This window comes from Peribacillus sp. NPDC097895 (assembly GCF_050277555.1).
Classification (GTDB): Bacteria; Bacillota; Bacilli; order Bacillales; family DSM-1321; genus Peribacillus.
Genome location: NZ_JBNNSH010000002.1, coordinates 391,667 through 409,159, shown reverse-complemented (window position 1 = coordinate 409,159; position 17,493 = coordinate 391,667). Strand labels below are relative to the sequence as shown.

Genomic DNA, 17,493 nt, shown 5'->3' with positions numbered 1-17,493 from the left:
GGGACATGATGGAACATGAACATACAGTGGTTGGAAAAACGAATGACCCAGTCATTATAACGAGAAACGCGACAAAAGAGCCTAAATCCATACAATGGATCCTTATTTCCATTGTGTTGTTATTCCTGACTTTGTTTTTAGTTGTCCCATTAGTCGCGATCTTTGTAAAGGCCTTTGAAAAAGGTGCCGAAGCTTATTTTGCCGCCATTGCCCATCCGGATTCCTTGGCTTCCATTAAATTAACATTGATCGTTGTCCTCATCACCGTACCCCTCAATGCCATATTTGGGGTAGTGGCTGCATGGACCATAACAAAATATGATTTTAAGGGAAAAAACTTCTTAATAACGTTGATTGATTTACCCTTTTCGGTTTCACCCGTCATTGCCGGTTTGATTTTTGTCCTTCTGTTCGGCTTACATGGGGCACTTGGTCCGATGTTGCAATCCTTTGATATTAAAGTGATCTTTTCGATACCAGGGATTGTCATCGCCTCCATTTTCATTACTTTCCCATTCATTGCGCGTGAATTGATCCCGCTCATGCAAAGTCAGGGGACGTCTGAAGAAGAAGCCTCTCTCACACTAGGTGCAGGAGGGTTTAAGACATTTTGGTACGTAACGCTTCCTAATATTAAATGGGGATTATTATATGGGATCATACTTTGCAATGCAAGAACAATCGGGGAATTCGGAGCTGTATCGGTCGTATCGGGCCATATACGGGGGATGACCAACACCATGCCGCTTCATATTGAAATCTTATATAATGAATATCAATTTTCAGCAGCCTTTGCCGTTGCATCCTTGATGTCCATTTTTGCAATCATCACCTTGATCATTAAAAGTTTCATAGAATGGAAAACTGACTATAAATCAACAAAAGCGAGTTAGGAGGGAAAGAAATGAGTATCATCATTGAAAATATTACAAAATATTACGGTTCTTATGAGGCTCTTCAAAACATCAATTTGGAAATAAAAAGCGGGGAACTCGTAGCTCTTCTCGGCCCTTCCGGATCGGGAAAGACGTCATTGTTACGTATCATTGCGGGGCTTGAACAGGCAGAGAACGGAAATATCCTGTTCAATGAAGAGAATTACACGCATAAGCATGTAAAAGATCGAAATGTCGGTTTTGTCTTTCAGCATTATGCCCTTTTTCGTAATATGACCATCTTTGATAATATTGCCTATGGATTAAAGGTCCGGCCAAGAAAAATAAGGCCCAATAAAAAGGTGATTGAAGAAAAAGTTACCGAATTGCTTCAACTCGTAAAGTTGGAAGGATATAAAGATCGTTATCCATCCCAATTATCAGGCGGCCAGCGTCAGCGTGTGGCATTGGCAAGGGCACTTGCGGTTGAACCGAACATTCTTTTACTTGATGAACCATTCGGGGCATTGGATGCAAAAGTTCGGAAGGAACTTCGGCGTTGGCTAAGAAGGCTACATGATGAATTCAATGTTACGAGTGTGTTCGTGACGCATGATCAAGAAGAGGCGATGGATGTTGCTGATCGGGTCGTTATCATGAATGAAGGGAAAATTGAACAGATCGGAACTCCTGAAGAAGTATATGAACAACCGAAAAATCCATTTGTTTATGATTTTCTCGGGAGTGTCAATCTTTTCAAGGGTAACGTACAGCAAGGGAAATTGGTAACGGGAAATGTAGAAATGAATGCCCCTGACAGTGAAGATGGAGTGAGTACAGGTTATGTAAGGGCCCATAATTTTATCATTGAAAGAGAATCATCTGAAAAGGATTCGATTGCATCCATTATTGACCACATTCATGCAATTGGTCCCATTGTCCGTATAGAAGTAATTCGTCAGGATACAAACGAACCGCTTGAAATCGAACTGACGAAAGAACAATATATGAATCTGGAATTAAGGAAAGGTGAAGAAGTGTTTGTTCGACCAAAAGAATTGAGAGTCTTTGTCGACTATATGGCTGGAATTTAAACATAGGTCGAAAATTGACGAAAAAACCGCTGATGAGCGGTTTTTTGTTTTTTCCGAGATGGGAATATTACTAGCTTTCCTTAAAAGAACGGTAATAAGCTGTCGATTGCTTTAAAATGTGCTGCTATGCTTTCGAAATAGAATGTATGACCTGCCAATGGTCTGTAGCCCTTAGGTGCTAAACACTAGATAGAAAGTCTTGTATAAAGTTATGAAGAGGCACATGTAAAATAATGGTCCTAATATCACGTGAAAAAGTCGAATTTTTACGTTTAATGTTAAAAATGAAATGTAATTGTAACATTGTTATCACGTATTTGACAAAATGTGATGATATACTACGAATTAAGTAAAAACATAGTGAAATTTTAGAAATGTATTTAATATAGTTACAACCTTAGAAGATTACATAACGAATAAAAAAATAGAGAAGAGTTCCCAGCAATTTATTTTGACTAATCATTTTTCATAGAGAAAAAGAAGTGGGTCGATGGAAATGCAAGGGGAGGAAAGCAGGGGAAATGAGTTTGAAGAAAAAACTTATCATATTGAACACGACAATTATGCTCGGATTAGGAAGTGCTTTTGCCATACCGTCAGTAAAGGCTGAATCATCTATCTCGGATATTCAATCAGAACGTACAGGAGTACAATCAGATATTTCAGAGGCAAATCAAGTTATTCAGGAACTGAAAAAAGAACAATCGAAAATGAATTCCCAAATTGCCCAGATCGAAACGGCAATGAAAGAAAATGATGAAAAAATTAAAGATACTAAACAAGAAATTACAGACACGGAAAAAGATATAGATTCATTAAAGAAAGAAATTAAAGCGTTGGAAGAAAGAATCGCAAAACGCGAAGAAGTATTGAAAGAGCGCGCCCGTTCATTCCAAGAGAGCGGTGGAGACGTTGAGTACCTGGAAGTTGTTTTAGGTTCTAAAAGCTTTGGTGAATTTGTTAATCGTGTTGGAGCGGTAGCAACTATTGTGGAAGCGGACCAACAGATTCTAAGTGAACAGGAAGCGGATAAAGCCGACTTAGAAAAAAAACAAGCAACTGTAGAGAAAAAATTGCAAAGCCTAAAAGATATGGAAGTAGAACTTAAAGGCATGCAATCTCAAATTGAAGATCAAAAAGCAGAAATGGTTAATATGAAGGCAAAGATTGAAAAGAAAGAATCAGAAACAGAGGCCCTTAAACAATCTTTAGAGAATAAAGATGCAGGGTTAGAAGCGCAAATTGCATCAATTCGTGAAAACATCAAAAAAGAGGAAGAACGTAAAGCATCTGAAAAAGCGGAACTTGACCGTGCTGCGGATGAAGTGAAATCATCTTCAAATTCTTCTAGTAACGAATCATCAAGCTCGTCTAAAGGAGAAGCGTCAGCAACAAGTTCGTCTAAAGGTGAATCATCTTCAAATTCATCTAAAAACAGTTCTGCTGATAAACCTAAAGCCAGTAAAACTGAAACATCAAGCAAGCCAAGCAGTGCAAATACAGGCTCTGCCATTACAGCAGGCTATAAATATATCGGTAACTCCACATATAAATTTGGTGGCGGAAGAACGGCATCCGACATTGCGAACGGTCGTTTCGATTGTTCAGCGTTCGTTGCATGGGCATATAAACAAGCTGGTGTGAATCTCCCAGCTAGTACGGGAGCATTGACAAGTGCAGGACGTCAAGTATCTAAAAGCCAAATGCAACCTGGAGATCTAGTATTTTTCAATACCTATAAAACGGATGGACATGTTGGTATTTATGTTGGTGGCAACAAGTTTATCGGTTCTCAAAGTTCAACAGGTGTTGCCATTGCTAATATGGGAAGCGGATATTGGGCAGAAAAATTTAATGGCCGTGTTGTTCGTGTAAACTAATAGTTAAGAAATAAGCAGGGAAGCAAATGCCCTGCTTATTTTTTTTGAAAAAAAATCGAAAAAAGTGAAACTTATTTTGATATTCAACGTAAATACTATAAGATAAAACAAGGATAGGTGATGTGGACTTTCAGTAAAGTTAGGAAAACATATAATGAAACAGCATTCCATACTATTAAACGGAGGCAAAAAAACATGATGAAAAAATTTATGGCTGCATTACTTACGATTACACTAGCATTCTCGCCAGTCGGCACCTATGTATTCCAAGATCATTCTGAGTCAGTCGATGCAAGAGGCTACAAATCAGGTAAAAGAAGTTTTAATAGCAACAACAATAATAATTCGAATTTCCAAAATAAACAAACGAACAAATCAGATGCTACTACTAAAGCAAAGACGGATACGAAAAGTGGAAGCTCATTTGCTAAAGGCGGCTTAATGAAAGGAATTATGCTAGGAGGACTGGCAGGTTTACTTTTTGGTGGCCTATTCGCCAATATGGGAGCGCTTGGTTCCATTCTTGGTCTATTAATCAACGTGTTAGCGGTTGTTATATTAGTGGTTGTAATCCGTAAAATATTCACATATTTCAAAGATAAGAAGAAGAAAGAGGATACAAACCCATGGAGAGGCTAAAGATTTCCGAACAGGATATCATCAATGCCGTTTGTGTCTACATTGCTCGTAAAAAGCAGGTAGAACCTAATGAGGTAGAAGTTGAGTTAATGTATGATGATGATTATGGTTTTTCGGCTGAAACGTTTGTCGATGGCCGGAAACAAGTTTTAATTACCATCAACTTGATTGAAGCGCTTCGCTTATGGCTTGATGAATATTTGAATAAAGATCCATATTCGGGTATTGAGCTTGTTTTGGATGATGAAGAAGGCATAGTCGCTTTAATAACTGAAAGTAATCGATAAATAAAAAAAGGGTGCCGTATAGGCACCCTTTTTTTATTTTGTAGGTTAGTCGCTTTGTAATAAGGGAGTTTATTAAGAAAGTAGAATAATAGTCAAAACTACTAAAAAACTCGGCATCAGATAGGCTGCCCTTTATTCAGTAGGATATAGCAACATCGTCTCACCACTTATTTTGTATTAATGGAATAGTTTTATAAGCATAGTCGCGTTTTGATTCATTTATATTCCATTTGTTGCAAAACATGGTCGGTGGAAGTAGGATGGATATATGCTCAATCCAAAGGGGGAGAATGTGTGACAAGTTATATAGAAGATATAACTTTCTTGAATGAGAAGGCCATAAAATTCGGTAATGAAGAAGTGGAGGCGATACTTGTACCGGAATTAGGAAGCAATCTTATTTCGTTGAAGTTCAAGAGAAAGGATGTTGAAGTGCTGCGTACACCTGATAGTTTGGAAGACTATAGAAAAGTGCCCATTTTATTCGGAATGCCCATCTTGTTTCCTCCCAATCGGATTGAAGATGGCCAATTTACATATAAGCACACCGTTTATAAATATCCAATCAATGAAAAGGAAAAATCCAATCATATCCATGGCTTTTTGCATGATAAGCCATGGCAAGTCGTTAAAAAGGAAGTGGAAGGGGATCAAATCTTTATAAAGACTGAATTTTCAAGCAATGTTTTTCCTTATCTAAGAAGTTGTTTTCCACAAGACCTCATCGTGACTATGTCTTTGTTTTTAATGGGTGAAACACTGGATATACATTTGGAAATCACCAATAAGGGCATTGAACCCTTTCCATGGGGGGCGGGTTATCATACGGTATTCAATTTTCCATTTGGGCCAGAAAGTAAGTTAGAGGATTGCAAAATAGCACTTCCCATCAATAAACAATGGAAGTTGAATGATAGGTCATTACCTACCGGTGAAATTCAGGAAACGGCCAATGCGTTGGAAATCCAAAACGGGTTCAGCATGGATGGTCGGCTGTTTGATGATCTATTTGGCTATGAAAGTGATTTGAAAAACGAATGTACACTTACTGACCAGAAGGCAGGCGTACAAGTCGTGTATCATGGCGATCAACATTTCAAGTTTTGGGTATTGTTCAATCAGGAGGGATTTGTATGCCCTGAACCATACACATGGGTAACGAATGCTCCCAATCTTGATCTACCGGCCGAATTGACTGGTTTAAGGGAGTTAAGCGCAGGGGAAACCGTTCAGCTTAATACAAAACTGGTGATGAAAGAAATATAAAAAAAACACCTTGGCAGATATGTTTGCCAAGGTGTTTAGGGTTATGCTTTCTTTTTCATCCAGAGTGGGTATAGAACGATTCCAAGGACATATAAGGCAATGCCAAGTATGAATGTTTTCAAATCAGCTGTACCTGTCTTGATGACCCAAATCGAGTAGACTAATGCCAGGATGGTGATAATGCCATCGCGAACCCTTGAGCCCTTCATGATGTCATACGTTTCCCCAGTCATGACTAATTTCAATTGATACAAAACAGATGCAAGATAAGGAATCAAATAAGCGAGTGTAGCGACGATCATTGAGAATTTATAAGCTTCTAAAATGGTTCCCGAAATAGTGGAGAATAAGAATATCTGTGTCATGATATTTGTTATTGTCATAGAACGGACAGGTGTGCCATTTTTGTTTGCTTTTGCAAAATAGGACGGAAAAAGATCGGATTTCGCTGCCTGATAAGGAACTTCAGATGCAACGACAATCCATCCGATAGTAGATCCTAATAAGGAAATGACGGCAAGAGCGGCCATTACATACGTTCCGCTTGAGCCAACTACAGCTTGTAATGCATCAACAAGTGGCTTTTGTGAAACTTTCAGATCTTCTTGTGATATAGCACCCATTGTCAATAACGTAATGCCGATATAAATGGCAACGGCGATAAATAAACCAAGAATCGTCGCTTTCTTTACATCATTTTGCGACTTGGCACGATTTGAAAGCATGACGGCAGCTTCAATTCCAATGAAGGCCCATAATGTTGAAATTGCAGCAGCATTAACTTGAGCACCTAAAGAGATGGAGGTACCAGCTTTATCGTAAAATTCAGCACCATTTCCTAGATTGGAAGAATCAAATATGAATATCGTGACAATGATGAAAAATAAGAAACCAAGCACTTTTGTAACTGTAGCAAAAAGATTCATTTTCCCAGCACTGTTAAAACTTCTTACCAAGATTGCCTGAATTCCCCAAAGGGCAATGGAACATACTGCAAATGTTAGGAATTTACCAAGTTCGAGTTGAAACGAACCTGCTGTATAAATCACTTTCGTACTATGCATCACCGGGAAAAACGTCGACAGGTAGCCAGCAAATGATATGATGACAGACGCTGTCGCAGCCCAATTCGCGGCCCAATACCCCCAAGCCATGCTATAACCCGAGATCCTTCCTTTAGCAGGTGATTTAAATAATGCTTGAGCATAACTTTGAGGCCCTGCCTTCAATTCAGGTTTCCGGACAGCCAAGTTACCAAATACAAGTGCTATTAAAAATACTCCCAGTCCAGTAACGATCCATGCAATTGTGGCTCCTAATGGACTGGATACTTGTGCTAATTGAGCGGGGAGCATAAAGATTCCGCCGCCGACCATATTTCCAATTACGAATGTGGTCAAAATCAATAAACCCCATTTTTTATTTACCATTTATAATCGAACCTTTCTTAAATGCAATATGTGTGTTTTATCTACGGACAACTTATACTAAAATAGTATATCTCAAATAGTTTAGTTTGGTAAAGTGGTAAATAAGTAAAATGTAAAACACAGATTAATCAGAAAATTAAAGTATGTTATTGACAAAAGGAAGAGATTGGATTATAGTAGTTAATACCAAGTTAGTTGGTAAGAATAGTGTATTTTATCGTGTTGAAACTCCTATTGCATAAGCAACTCCTGAATATTGCCGATTAGTCAACTAAAGGCACCCTTACATCTAAACTGTTAGATGGTGGGTGCCTTTTATTTTTTATAGTGAAGGGAGGGGAATATGGAGTTCCTATGAACGGGTTATTCTTATTCGCACATAAATTGATGAGGATATAACAGGTAAACCAAATTCCTCAAGAAGACATTGAAAGTGGGAAGAGTACGTGTGGTTTTCGTACGATCTCTTTTTGACATTAGGTATGAAACAGTAGCTTTATTACCAGTATTAAAGGGGAGATATTATGGAAAAGCAAGAAGAATTGAAAATCAGGCATATTATTTCAAGTCTGGAAGATCTACAATATGGATCCGTCATAATAACCGTACATGATGGGGAGATCACACAGGTGGATACAACTGAGAAGAAACGATTCCCGTTAGTGAAGGGGCGGGCTGTAAAAGCTAGATGAATACCAGTTATTAAAGGAGCTTTCGATACGAAGGCTCTTATTTTGCGTTCTTAAATAGAAATTTATTCAATCTGGAATTTCGAAGAAGATTGTACTGCTTTTTACATGGTAGAATAAGTTAAGGGATAGAGAAGTTTTTAAAGGGAATTAGATGTTATCTTAAGGAGGAATAGGGAATCGATGACCTTACAAACGATAGAAAACGATATCTTAGCTTTAGTTGAAACATTTAATGGAAAAATTGCTTTTAAAATTGAAAATGGTCATGGGGATGCGATTGGTTATCATGAGACAGACTCCTTTCAATCGGCAAGCTTGATCAAAATACCAATGATCATCGAAGGGTATCGACAAAGTGAACAAAAGAAAATCTATTTGAATCAACCAGTGACAATCCCACCTAATGAAGTGACTGGGGGATCAGGGGTCCTGCATGTCTTGTCGAATAAAGTTTTTTTGACTGTTGAAGATTTATTGACCTTAATGATAACGGTTTCTGATAATACATCGACAAATATGATGATGAGCTTGTTGGGAATCGATGAAATTAATCAATGCATCAAGGAGCTTGGTTTGAAAAATACCATCCTTGAACGGAAAATGCAGGATTTTAAGGCATTAAAGGAAGGGCGGGACAATATCATTTCCGCGGAAGATACGATTACTTGCCTTAAAGCTATACATACAGGTGACTTTTTAACGAAAGAAAGCCAGGAAAGAATTATGCGTGTATTTGACAATCAGCAATTGAGAGATAAACTTCCATCCCTGATGGGCAGAGGAGTGAAGATCGCAAGCAAAACAGGTGGAATTCGTGGAGTTGCCCATGATTGTGCAATCATTCGGTCAGAATCTCAAACTGTTTATGCTGCCGTTCTTACTGAAGATATAAAATCAGAGGAAGAAAGCCGTCAAGTAATCAGTAAAATTGGTAAGTTGATTTATGATGATATGGTCGCCGAATAGATTGTTTCCGATCCAGTACTCTTGGAATGGTTAAAAGGGTAGCACTATGATAAGAAGAAAGAGCGGGAAGTCAATCAGATTTCCCGCTCTTTTAAGCCTTACTGTTATATGTTGAAACGAAAATGAAACGGGGAATAACATTGAAAAAAGCAAGGAAGTTCTGTCTGATTAGTGCTGTTGTGTTACTAGGATATTTTAGTTTTTTACATATGAAGATTCAAGAAAGCATTCACAAGCCTATTGCGGATGATGCCGGTTACCTCATTATTCTTGGGGCAAGGGTCAAGGGATCGGTTCCATCATTATCTTTACAATACCGGATCGATAAAGCTGCTGAATACCTTATGGCGAATACACATACTGTAGTCATTGTATCCGGCGGCAAAGGACCAGGAGAAGACATTTCTGAAGCCAAGGCCATGCAACAGGGGCTAATCGAACAGGGAATTGAAGAAGGACGTATCATCATGGAAGATAAATCTACCACAACATATGAGAATATTGTTTTCTCTAAAGAACTCCTTCCTGATCCAACTGCTACCGGAGTGATTGTCAGTAACGATTATCATATTTACCGGGCAGTTGAAATGGCCAAAAAAGAAGGATTGGACATAAAAGGAGTGCCGGCTAAGACACCAAAAGTGGCATTGGTGAAATCATATTTACGTGAATATCTGGCCATTACCAAATACTATTTAAAAGAGTATATCGGGTGGTGACCATTGTTTAGATCATAATGTAAATTCCCTCTCTTTGGGAAAAAGGGAGTGGTAAATTTTCTTATTCGACTTCTACGAGAACATTAGGCACTTCCCAAAAACCTTTCTCTTGGTAAATCTCCTGAAGTGTCTTATAAACGGGATACCCAATGTAGGAAATCTCGACTCTTTCATCAGCATCTACTTCTTCCACATCTATAGCATCAACAAAACCAAGTTGATCATCGATTTCCATTAAGTAAAATCCAAGTGCCTCATACCCGCTATAGGCTACAATAACCTTACTGTCAAAACCGCTATTAGAAACTTTGTAATATTTCATTGATAGACCTCCTAGGTTGTTTACTCTTTAAGTGTAATGGTACTGTTTCTTATTCTCTGATATACCCGTTAATCAATATCTGAATCCAGTGATTGGAAAAATAAAGAAAAATGTTGAGAGGGAACCAAGGATATCAATTTAAATGGGCAATGATTAACACAAAAAAGGACAGGACGATTGTCATATTTTAAATATCTCTGGATAATTTGCTATCTGGATCATTTCATGTTAATCTAATAAAGAATTGTTTTTGATTGTGGAAGAGGATACAAGTTATTTTCCAAATGATTGAAAATAGTAATACATTGTGTGTTATGCACTAGGAGGCAACAAAAATGGAACAAGGTACAGTTAAATGGTTTAATGCAGAAAAAGGTTTTGGATTTATCGAGCGTGAAAATGGAGACGACGTATTCGTACATTTCTCAGCTATCCAAAGCGAAGGCTTCAAATCTTTAGACGAAGGTCAAAAAGTAACTTTCGACGTTGAGCAAGGTGCTCGTGGAGCTCAAGCTGCAAACGTTCAAAAAGCTTAATTTTAAACTTAAAATCGTAACCCAATATGAACAGACTCCTCGATGAGGGTCTGTTTTTTATTGTGCCTAAGAATGAAGGCAATAAAAAACCCACTCTGAGCTGAGTAGGGTTTAAGGCACGTATTTTTTAAGCTTTTTTTAATTCTTCTTCAAAGAAAAAAGTAGTTGGATGTTCTTTTACAGTATAAGAATATCGTTTCATGTTTTTTACATATGCCCATTTATTAATGGTTACTAATTCATCAGTATCCTGAATAGTTACTGTTTCGCCAGTATTATACTTATTACTTTTCAATTTATACACCCTCTTTACTAATAGTATAACATATTTGGATATAAAAGATGTGTCCAAGATATTCCACGTCGTCTTTTGTGACTATCCTAAACGGTATGGAAGGATGTTATGATCGATCGGAGCTATTTGAAAAGCTGTTGTACATTCGGAAATGATAAAGTGGGAAAAGAAAGGATCAAGGGTAGATCGCCTGAACCCATGTAATGAGAGGGTAGAGGGCAGGAATGAAAGTAACAGTTTGGGAATAAATGGAGTCTGGACTTGCTCAGTTAATATTCCTCATTAAATTAAAAATAGCCATATGTTCCCAGATATACTGGTAACACATGGCTAATGAATAATGTGGATGGTTTCAAGTAAAAAGTAAAATGCCCAATTGAAAGGACGCTTAAAACCCCTCTATATCCCCCTGTTAATTAAAACGCCCAATACCCTTTACGGAAGACAGGTTCCGAAGAGCCGTCCGGTTTGATGCCGTCGATGTTGGCTGAAAACGTTGATATATAAGGGTTTTGTGGTTTTTGAATAAAAGGATAAAAATGGATAAATGCTAGAGGGGCTACTTTTCTGTGACCACTGCGTGACCAGAGAAAGTGCAGTTAAATTAAGCCTAAACAATAAATTTGTTCCCTTACACAATAAGCCTCTCCCAATCTTAGAGAGAGGCTTATTTGTATTGAATCATTGTGTTTCTTGATCGGGTGTGCTTTTCACCAAAACCATGGTCTCGTTTTTATATTCAATGAGTAACCCTTCCACATCCACACTCGAAGTGCAATCTGTAATTAGGCGAATTAGAGTTCTTTTTCTCTCGCTGTAATACTCCGATTCATCGTACGTTTCCTTGAAATAAGGGTTTTAAAGCGGACTTATAAGTAAATCTGTATATATCCGCCCAAACCTTAAAACACACTTAAATCAGACGCAGTGGCTTCGACGACTTGGTGGATTTCAAAGTGTTCCTGGATTTCCCTTTTGTCGCTCGTTTCCTTTTGAATAAGTTGCTAGAAGTTTTCTTGAATAATCAGATAATAAATTTGCCTTTTTTTTGTGTTGCATGACAAAAGAATGAACCAAGCTGTCTGAAATTGCATTAAATATATTAACAATGAAAAGAGGTGAATTATATGTCTGGTTTAAGAACTGTTGATGTAGTTACGATTCTTTGGGAAAGAGCTTCGTTAATACCTTTAACTCAGCGTACAATTGTACAAGCTACAGTGATTGGAAGTGCTGCTCCTTGTGATAACAAATTAAATCCTGGTGATTCCTACAGAGCTGCTGTACTTTGTTTACTTGGACATAGATTTGTACAAGTATTGAACCTTGACTCGGGGCTAACCGGAGTTGCCGTGTTCATACGTTTATTCTAGGATATTAATTGGGGGACAAAGTATTTTTCATTTAAAATACTTTGTCTTTTTTATAAATACACAAAAACCACCAGTCATTAAGATTGGTGGTTTTATCAATTTTACTAATACAGGAATGTTAAGAAGGAAGCGGAACATTATCTTAGTGAATTTCTAGCTGGTGTTGATCCGATTACATTACATTTTGATCAATTTATTCAAGACATGTCGATTCAAATGAAATTGAAAGTAGCGGTAGTACATATCAAAACTTATATTTGCTTTAATAATTGTTGTATTAACCCTAGACTTGGTAGTATAGAATATTTTCAAAGCGGGTTGGTTATACCACTATTCAAAATTACGTTATATAAATAGCCAAGTGCTTCCTAGTATGCAGAAACACTTGGCTGATGAATAGTGACCATTTCTGTGTACACTCAAGGTATTAGACGTTCAACACCCTTCTAAATCAATGCTCTTCTTAAAACGCCCAATCCCCATTACGGAAGACAGGTTCCGAAGTGCCGTCCTGTTTGATGCCGTCGATGTTCATTTTCTCTGAACCAATCATGAAATCAACATGTGTAAGGCTTTCGTTCAGGCCATTTTCTGCAAGCTCTTCTGGACTCATGTTTTTTCCACCTTTGATACAGAACGCATAGGAGCTGCCGATAGCGAGATGGTTAGAGGCGTTTTCATCGAATAAGGTATTGAAAAATAACACATTCGATTGGGAAATCGGTGAGTTGAAAGGAACAAGTGCCACTTCACCAAGATAGTGTGAACCTTCATCCGTTTCAACCAATTGTTTCAGGATTTCTTCGCCTTCTTCAGCTTTTACTTCAATGATTCGTCCTTCCTTAAAGGTCACGGAAAAATTATTAATGATGTTGCCGCCATAACTAAGTGGTTTCGTACTGGAAACCGTACCGTTAACACCTGTTTTCAAAGGAACCGTAAACACTTCTTCGGTTGGCATGTTAGCCATGAATTCATGACCCTGTACGTTAACGCTTCCTGCTCCGACCCAAAGGTGTTTGTCGGGTAACTCGATTGTCAAGTCGGTTCCAGGAGCCGTGTAATGCAATTTTTGGTAATGCTTATCATTTAAATAATCTACCTTTTCATGCAGGGTATCATCGTGTTTTTTCCAGGCTTCGACAGGATCCTTCACATCAACACGAACTGCTTTGAAAATGGCTTCCCATAGCAAATCAACGCGTTTTCCTTCTGCCTCTTCAGGGAATACTTTATCAGCCCAAGCCTTTGAAGGGACGGCAACAATGGACCAGCTTACTTTATCCGATTGCATATATTGACGCCACTTTTTCAGTGCAGTCCCAGATGCTTTTTGGAAGTTAGCAATCCTTTCAGGTTTTACATTTTTCAATAAGTCAGGGCTTGAGGAGATGACGGATAGATAAGCAGCTCCGTTTTCTGCAAGTTCGATCGTTTCTTCTGCGCGCCACTTTGGATACTCATTAAACACTTCATCCGGAGCCAGTTCATATTTGGTACGTGAAACGATATCGTCATTCCAATTAACGATGACATTACGCGCACCGCTTTCATAAGCTTTTTTAACAATGAGACGGACAAGGTCAGCGCCCTCTAATGTAGTGTTTACGACTAAGGTTTGATCTTGTTGGATATTAACGCCGACTTTAACGGCAAGTTCTGCATATTTTTCTAAATTCGCTTGAAAATCACTCATCATTTCAAAACTCCTTTTCCATTTTCTACATTTATAATTGTACTTATTGTCATATAAAAAAGAAACTTTTTACGTCGTCTTGAGGAAAAACTTAAACCTAAAATCAATAATGGAGCTCTTCATAATCAGGAAGAAGCTGAATTCAGGGGATCATGATTATTTTTTTAGTACATCATGCTCCACATAACATTCAATAAGAAACTCTAGGACGATCCACCGGGAGTGACTATCGCATGAACAATTCACCGGCACCAGCTCTTTTTTTTACCTTTATTCCTATCTTTCATTCTACCAAAGCTAAAGAGGGAAAGACTATTGAAAAGGTTTGAATAATCTAAAAAATTCAATTAGTAAAATTGGTGAATCCACTTAAAGAAAGAGGGTCCCTTTTGAGACCCTCTTTCTAAATAAGTATTCAGAAAATCATTTACTTAAATTGATCCAGACGCTTTTCACTTCTGAATAGTTTTCAAGTGCATAAGATCCCATTTCGCGTCCGATTCCGGATTGTTTGTATCCGCCGAAAGGGGAAGCTGCATCGAATGCATTGTAGCAGTTCACCCACACTGTGCCTGCACGAAGTTTTCCTGCTACATAATGGGCATTGGCTAAATCGCTTGTCCATAAGCCAGCAGCCAATCCATATTCACTGGCGTTTGCACGGTCAATGACATCGTCTAGATCTTCATATGGCATTGCGGCAATGACCGGACCGAAAATCTCTTCTCTGGCAATGGTCATTTTCTCTTCAACACCAGCGAATATTGTAGGGGATACAAAGTAGCCTTGTTCACCCGGTTTATTGCCACCGACGAGAACTTCCGCACCCTCGTTTTTCCCTTTTTCAATATAGCCCATTACCCGATTTTGCTGCTCCTGGGAAACAAGCGGTCCAATTTGTGTGCTTGGATCTAAACCTGCCCCTTGTTTGATGTTTTTGGCATGGCTGGCCATATCGGCAACAACATTGTCATAATGTTTCTTTTGAATGTAAACCCTGGATCCGGCGCAACATACCTGTCCTTGATTAAACATGACCCCATTCAAAGCTCCAGGGATGGCTTTTGAGAAATCAGCATCTGGTAGGATGATGTTTGGAGATTTTCCTCCAAGTTCCAATGTGACACGTTTCAATGAATACGAAGCGGAACGCATGATTAATTTTCCAACTTCGGTCGAACCGGTAAATGCAATTTTATTTACCTGAGGATGGTCGACAAGTGCTTGTCCAGCTGTTTCACCAAAACCAGGTACGATATTGACGACTCCATCAGGGAATCCGGCTTCAGCGAATAATTCAGCTAAGTATAGGGCGGACAGAGGTGTTTGCTCAGCTGGCTTCAAAATGACTGTACAGCCTGTGGCAAGTGCCGCTCCAAGCTTCCACATCGCCATAAGAAGCGGGAAGTTCCAAGGGATGATTTGGCCAACAACACCAACGGCCTCGTGTTTTGTGTAGTTAAAATAGTTTCCGCTTACCGGAATGGTCTGTCCAACGATCTTGGTGGACCAGCCAGCAAAATATCTCATATGTTCAATAGCTAAAGGAATGTCAGCGTTGGTAGTTTCACTGATTGGTTTTCCATTATCCAAAGTTTCTAATTGAGCGAGTTCAGTTTTATTTTCTTCCATTAAATCTGCCAGTTTATACATAAGCCTGCTGCGGGTAGCTGCGCTCATTCTTGACCAAGGGCCTTCATCGAATGCTTTGCGTGCGGCTTTAACGGCTAAGTCAATATCTTCTTTATCTGCTTCATATACATCGGCAAGTTTTTGTCCTGTAGCAGGATTCGGTGTGGAGAAGGTTTTTTTTGAAGCACTTTCTACAAACTGACCATTAATAAAGAGTTTCTTTGGTCCTGTTAAAAACTTTTGCAACTTTCCACTTACTTCTAACGTTAGATTTGTCATAATTACCCTCCTGAATATAATGATTACCTTGGGCAAAACATGATGACTTATTGATAACGCTATGATTTATGCCAATTTTTATAATAAATGAAAAAAAAGGAATATTCAATCTTTATTATTCGACATAATATTCCAAACTTGATTAATTCACTATTTAACAAAGGTGAAGTTTTTTGTCATGACATGTGTAAATACTATAGCAAAAATGAAAGTTAATAGTTAAAATGAATAAGGATAAAATAACTAGAAGGTCTAAAAGTTTCAGGAGGATCATATGGGAAATAACGCTAAAACGATATCGCAGCGTAAATTACTTGGTGTTGCGGGGCTTGGATGGATGTTCGATGCACTAGATGTCGGCATGCTTTCTTTTATTATTGTTGCTTTGAAACAGGAATGGAGCTTAACCAGTGAACAGGTCGGCTGGATTGGAAGCATTAACTCCATTGGGATGGCTGTTGGAGCTGTTGTCTTTGGAGCGATGGCTGACAGGGTCGGACGCAAGAATGTCTTTATCATTACATTATTATTGTTTTCAATCGCGAGTGGCCTGTCTGCAGCAGTCAGTACACTCAGTTTGTTTTTGATTTTGCGATTTTTGATTGGAATGGGACTAGGGGGAGAGCTACCGGTTGCCTCGACGTTGGTCTCTGAAAGTGTTGAAGCAAGTAAAAGGGGGAGAGTCGTCGTCCTTCTTGAAAGTTTTTGGGCGGTTGGCTGGATATTGGCAGCACTCATTTCCTTTTTCGTCATTCCTGCTTATGGCTGGCGGGTTGCATTGATATTAAGCGCCGTTCCCGCTTTATACGCGTTGTACCTGCGCTTGAAACTACCAGATTCACCTAAATATACGGAACTTGAAAAAAAACAGAGACCTACTGTATTGAATAATATGAAAAGTATCTGGAAAAAGGAATATTCTCGTCAAACCCTGGTCTTGTGGATTCTATGGTTTTGTGTGGTCTTTTCATATTACGGGATGTTTTTATGGCTGCCAAGTGTCATGGTCCTAAAAGGGTTCAGTATGATTCAAAGCTTTGAATATGTTTTGATCATGACGCTTGCACAGTTACCAGGCTATTTTTCAGCTGCATGGCTGATAGAGAAGATGGGGCGTAAATTCGTTTTGATCACATATTTGGTTGGTACGGCCATAAGTGCTTTTTTCTTTGGTTCAGCAGATGGGTTAGCACTACTGATCGTATCGGGAATGTTCCTATCCTTCTTCAACTTAGGGGCTTGGGGGGCGCTATATGCGTATACTCCTGAGCAGTACCCAACCGCAGTTCGTGGTACAGGCACTGGTTTAGCTGCCGGTATAGGCAGGATTGGCGGTGTCTTGGGGCCATTGCTTGTTGGGTATTTAGTTGCTGCAGGCACCTCGATTTCAACAATTTTCACTGTATTTACAATTGCTATTCTAGTGGGGGCTGCTGCCGTTGCTTTTGGGAAAGAAACGAAGAATACTGTTTTGACATAAACAAAAGGGAGGGGACTGAAATTCAGTCCCCT

17 protein-coding genes are annotated in these 17,493 nt (G+C 38.7%); 12 read left to right on the top strand and 5 right to left on the bottom strand.

Annotation, left to right across the window (positions count from 1 at the left end):
* Window positions 1-8 precede the first annotated feature (8 nt).
* The 6 genes from cysW (at window position 9) to ACQKMH_RS13245 (ending at window position 6,041) form a co-directional block, all read left to right on the top strand.
* The gene (cysW, locus tag ACQKMH_RS13270; RefSeq protein ID WP_427588506.1) at window positions 9-893 is read left to right on the top strand and encodes a sulfate ABC transporter permease subunit CysW; all 885 of its coding nucleotides are present in this window, start codon (window positions 9-11) and stop codon (window positions 891-893) included.
* An 11-nt stretch (window positions 894-904) separates the two neighbouring features.
* Window positions 905-1,969, top strand: coding sequence for a sulfate/molybdate ABC transporter ATP-binding protein (locus ACQKMH_RS13265; RefSeq protein ID WP_427587934.1), 1,065 nt, complete (start codon window positions 905-907; stop codon window positions 1,967-1,969).
* Window positions 1,970-2,490: 521 nt separating this feature from the next.
* Window positions 2,491-3,849, top strand: a complete 1,359-nt coding sequence (locus tag ACQKMH_RS13260) for a PcsB-like coiled-coil domain-containing protein (RefSeq protein WP_427587932.1) — start codon at window positions 2,491-2,493, stop codon at window positions 3,847-3,849.
* A gap of 198 nt (window positions 3,850-4,047) precedes the next feature.
* Complete coding sequence (locus tag ACQKMH_RS13255) at window positions 4,048-4,488, top strand: hypothetical protein (protein ID WP_427588505.1); 441 nt, start codon at window positions 4,048-4,050, stop codon at window positions 4,486-4,488.
* Complete coding sequence (locus ACQKMH_RS13250) at window positions 4,476-4,775, top strand: YxcD family protein (protein ID WP_427587931.1); 300 nt, start codon at window positions 4,476-4,478, stop codon at window positions 4,773-4,775. Before ACQKMH_RS13255 ends, ACQKMH_RS13250 begins: the two co-directional genes overlap by 13 nt.
* Window positions 4,776-5,069: 294 nt before the next feature.
* Window positions 5,070-6,041 carry an aldose 1-epimerase gene (locus tag ACQKMH_RS13245; RefSeq protein WP_427587930.1) on the top strand — a complete coding sequence of 324 codons (972 nt, stop codon included), beginning with the start codon at window positions 5,070-5,072 and terminating at the stop codon, window positions 6,039-6,041.
* A 41-nt stretch (window positions 6,042-6,082) separates the two neighbouring features.
* Here ACQKMH_RS13245 and ACQKMH_RS13240 read toward each other — a convergent pair whose 3' ends face one another.
* The gene (locus tag ACQKMH_RS13240) at window positions 6,083-7,471 is read right to left on the bottom strand and encodes an amino acid permease (protein WP_427587929.1); all 1,389 of its coding nucleotides are present in this window, start codon (window positions 7,469-7,471) and stop codon (window positions 6,083-6,085) included.
* A 524-nt stretch (window positions 7,472-7,995) separates the two neighbouring features.
* Here ACQKMH_RS13240 and ACQKMH_RS13235 point away from each other — a divergent pair.
* From ACQKMH_RS13235 to ACQKMH_RS13225, 3 genes are all read left to right on the top strand, one after another.
* Window positions 7,996-8,163: a YezD family protein gene (locus tag ACQKMH_RS13235; RefSeq protein ID WP_230157719.1), complete on the top strand. Its 168-nt coding sequence runs from the start codon at window positions 7,996-7,998 to the stop codon at window positions 8,161-8,163.
* Window positions 8,164-8,343: 180 nt separating this feature from the next.
* Window positions 8,344-9,129, top strand: coding sequence for a serine hydrolase (locus ACQKMH_RS13230; RefSeq protein WP_427587928.1), 786 nt, complete (start codon window positions 8,344-8,346; stop codon window positions 9,127-9,129).
* Window positions 9,130-9,263: 134 nt separating this feature from the next.
* Complete coding sequence (locus ACQKMH_RS13225) at window positions 9,264-9,848, top strand: YdcF family protein (RefSeq protein ID WP_427588504.1); 585 nt, start codon at window positions 9,264-9,266, stop codon at window positions 9,846-9,848.
* Window positions 9,849-9,909: 61 nt separating this feature from the next.
* On the opposite strand, the gene ACQKMH_RS13220 is transcribed toward ACQKMH_RS13225, so the two are convergent.
* The gene (locus ACQKMH_RS13220) at window positions 9,910-10,170 is read right to left on the bottom strand and encodes a hypothetical protein (protein WP_427587927.1); all 261 of its coding nucleotides are present in this window, start codon (window positions 10,168-10,170) and stop codon (window positions 9,910-9,912) included.
* 335 nt (window positions 10,171-10,505) lie between these two features.
* On the opposite strand from ACQKMH_RS13220, the gene cspC reads away from it, so the two are divergent.
* Complete coding sequence (gene cspC / locus ACQKMH_RS13215) at window positions 10,506-10,706, top strand: cold shock protein CspC (RefSeq protein ID WP_010331195.1); 201 nt, start codon at window positions 10,506-10,508, stop codon at window positions 10,704-10,706.
* 127 nt (window positions 10,707-10,833) lie between these two features.
* Here the strand turns inward: cspC and ACQKMH_RS13210 are convergent, their stop codons facing one another.
* A complete protein-coding gene (locus ACQKMH_RS13210; RefSeq protein WP_169792904.1) occupies window positions 10,834-11,001 on the bottom strand; it encodes a hypothetical protein in 168 nt (55 codons plus the stop codon).
* A gap of 1,127 nt (window positions 11,002-12,128) precedes the next feature.
* Between ACQKMH_RS13210 and ACQKMH_RS13205 the strand changes: the two genes are divergently transcribed.
* Window positions 12,129-12,374, top strand: a complete 246-nt coding sequence (locus tag ACQKMH_RS13205) for a hypothetical protein (RefSeq protein WP_427587925.1) — start codon at window positions 12,129-12,131, stop codon at window positions 12,372-12,374.
* A 463-nt stretch (window positions 12,375-12,837) separates the two neighbouring features.
* Here the strand turns inward: ACQKMH_RS13205 and ACQKMH_RS13200 are convergent, their stop codons facing one another.
* Window positions 12,838-14,070, bottom strand: a complete 1,233-nt coding sequence (locus tag ACQKMH_RS13200; RefSeq protein ID WP_427588503.1) for an aminopeptidase — start codon at window positions 14,068-14,070, stop codon at window positions 12,838-12,840.
* A gap of 423 nt (window positions 14,071-14,493) precedes the next feature.
* Window positions 14,494-15,981: an aldehyde dehydrogenase family protein gene (locus ACQKMH_RS13195; protein WP_427587924.1), complete on the bottom strand. Its 1,488-nt coding sequence runs from the start codon at window positions 15,979-15,981 to the stop codon at window positions 14,494-14,496.
* 274 nt (window positions 15,982-16,255) lie between these two features.
* On the opposite strand from ACQKMH_RS13195, the gene ACQKMH_RS13190 reads away from it, so the two are divergent.
* Window positions 16,256-17,461 (top strand): MFS transporter, encoded by a 1,206-nt coding sequence (locus ACQKMH_RS13190; RefSeq protein ID WP_427587922.1) that lies wholly within the window; start codon window positions 16,256-16,258, stop codon window positions 17,459-17,461.
* The last annotated feature ends 32 nt before the right edge of the window (window positions 17,462-17,493 follow it).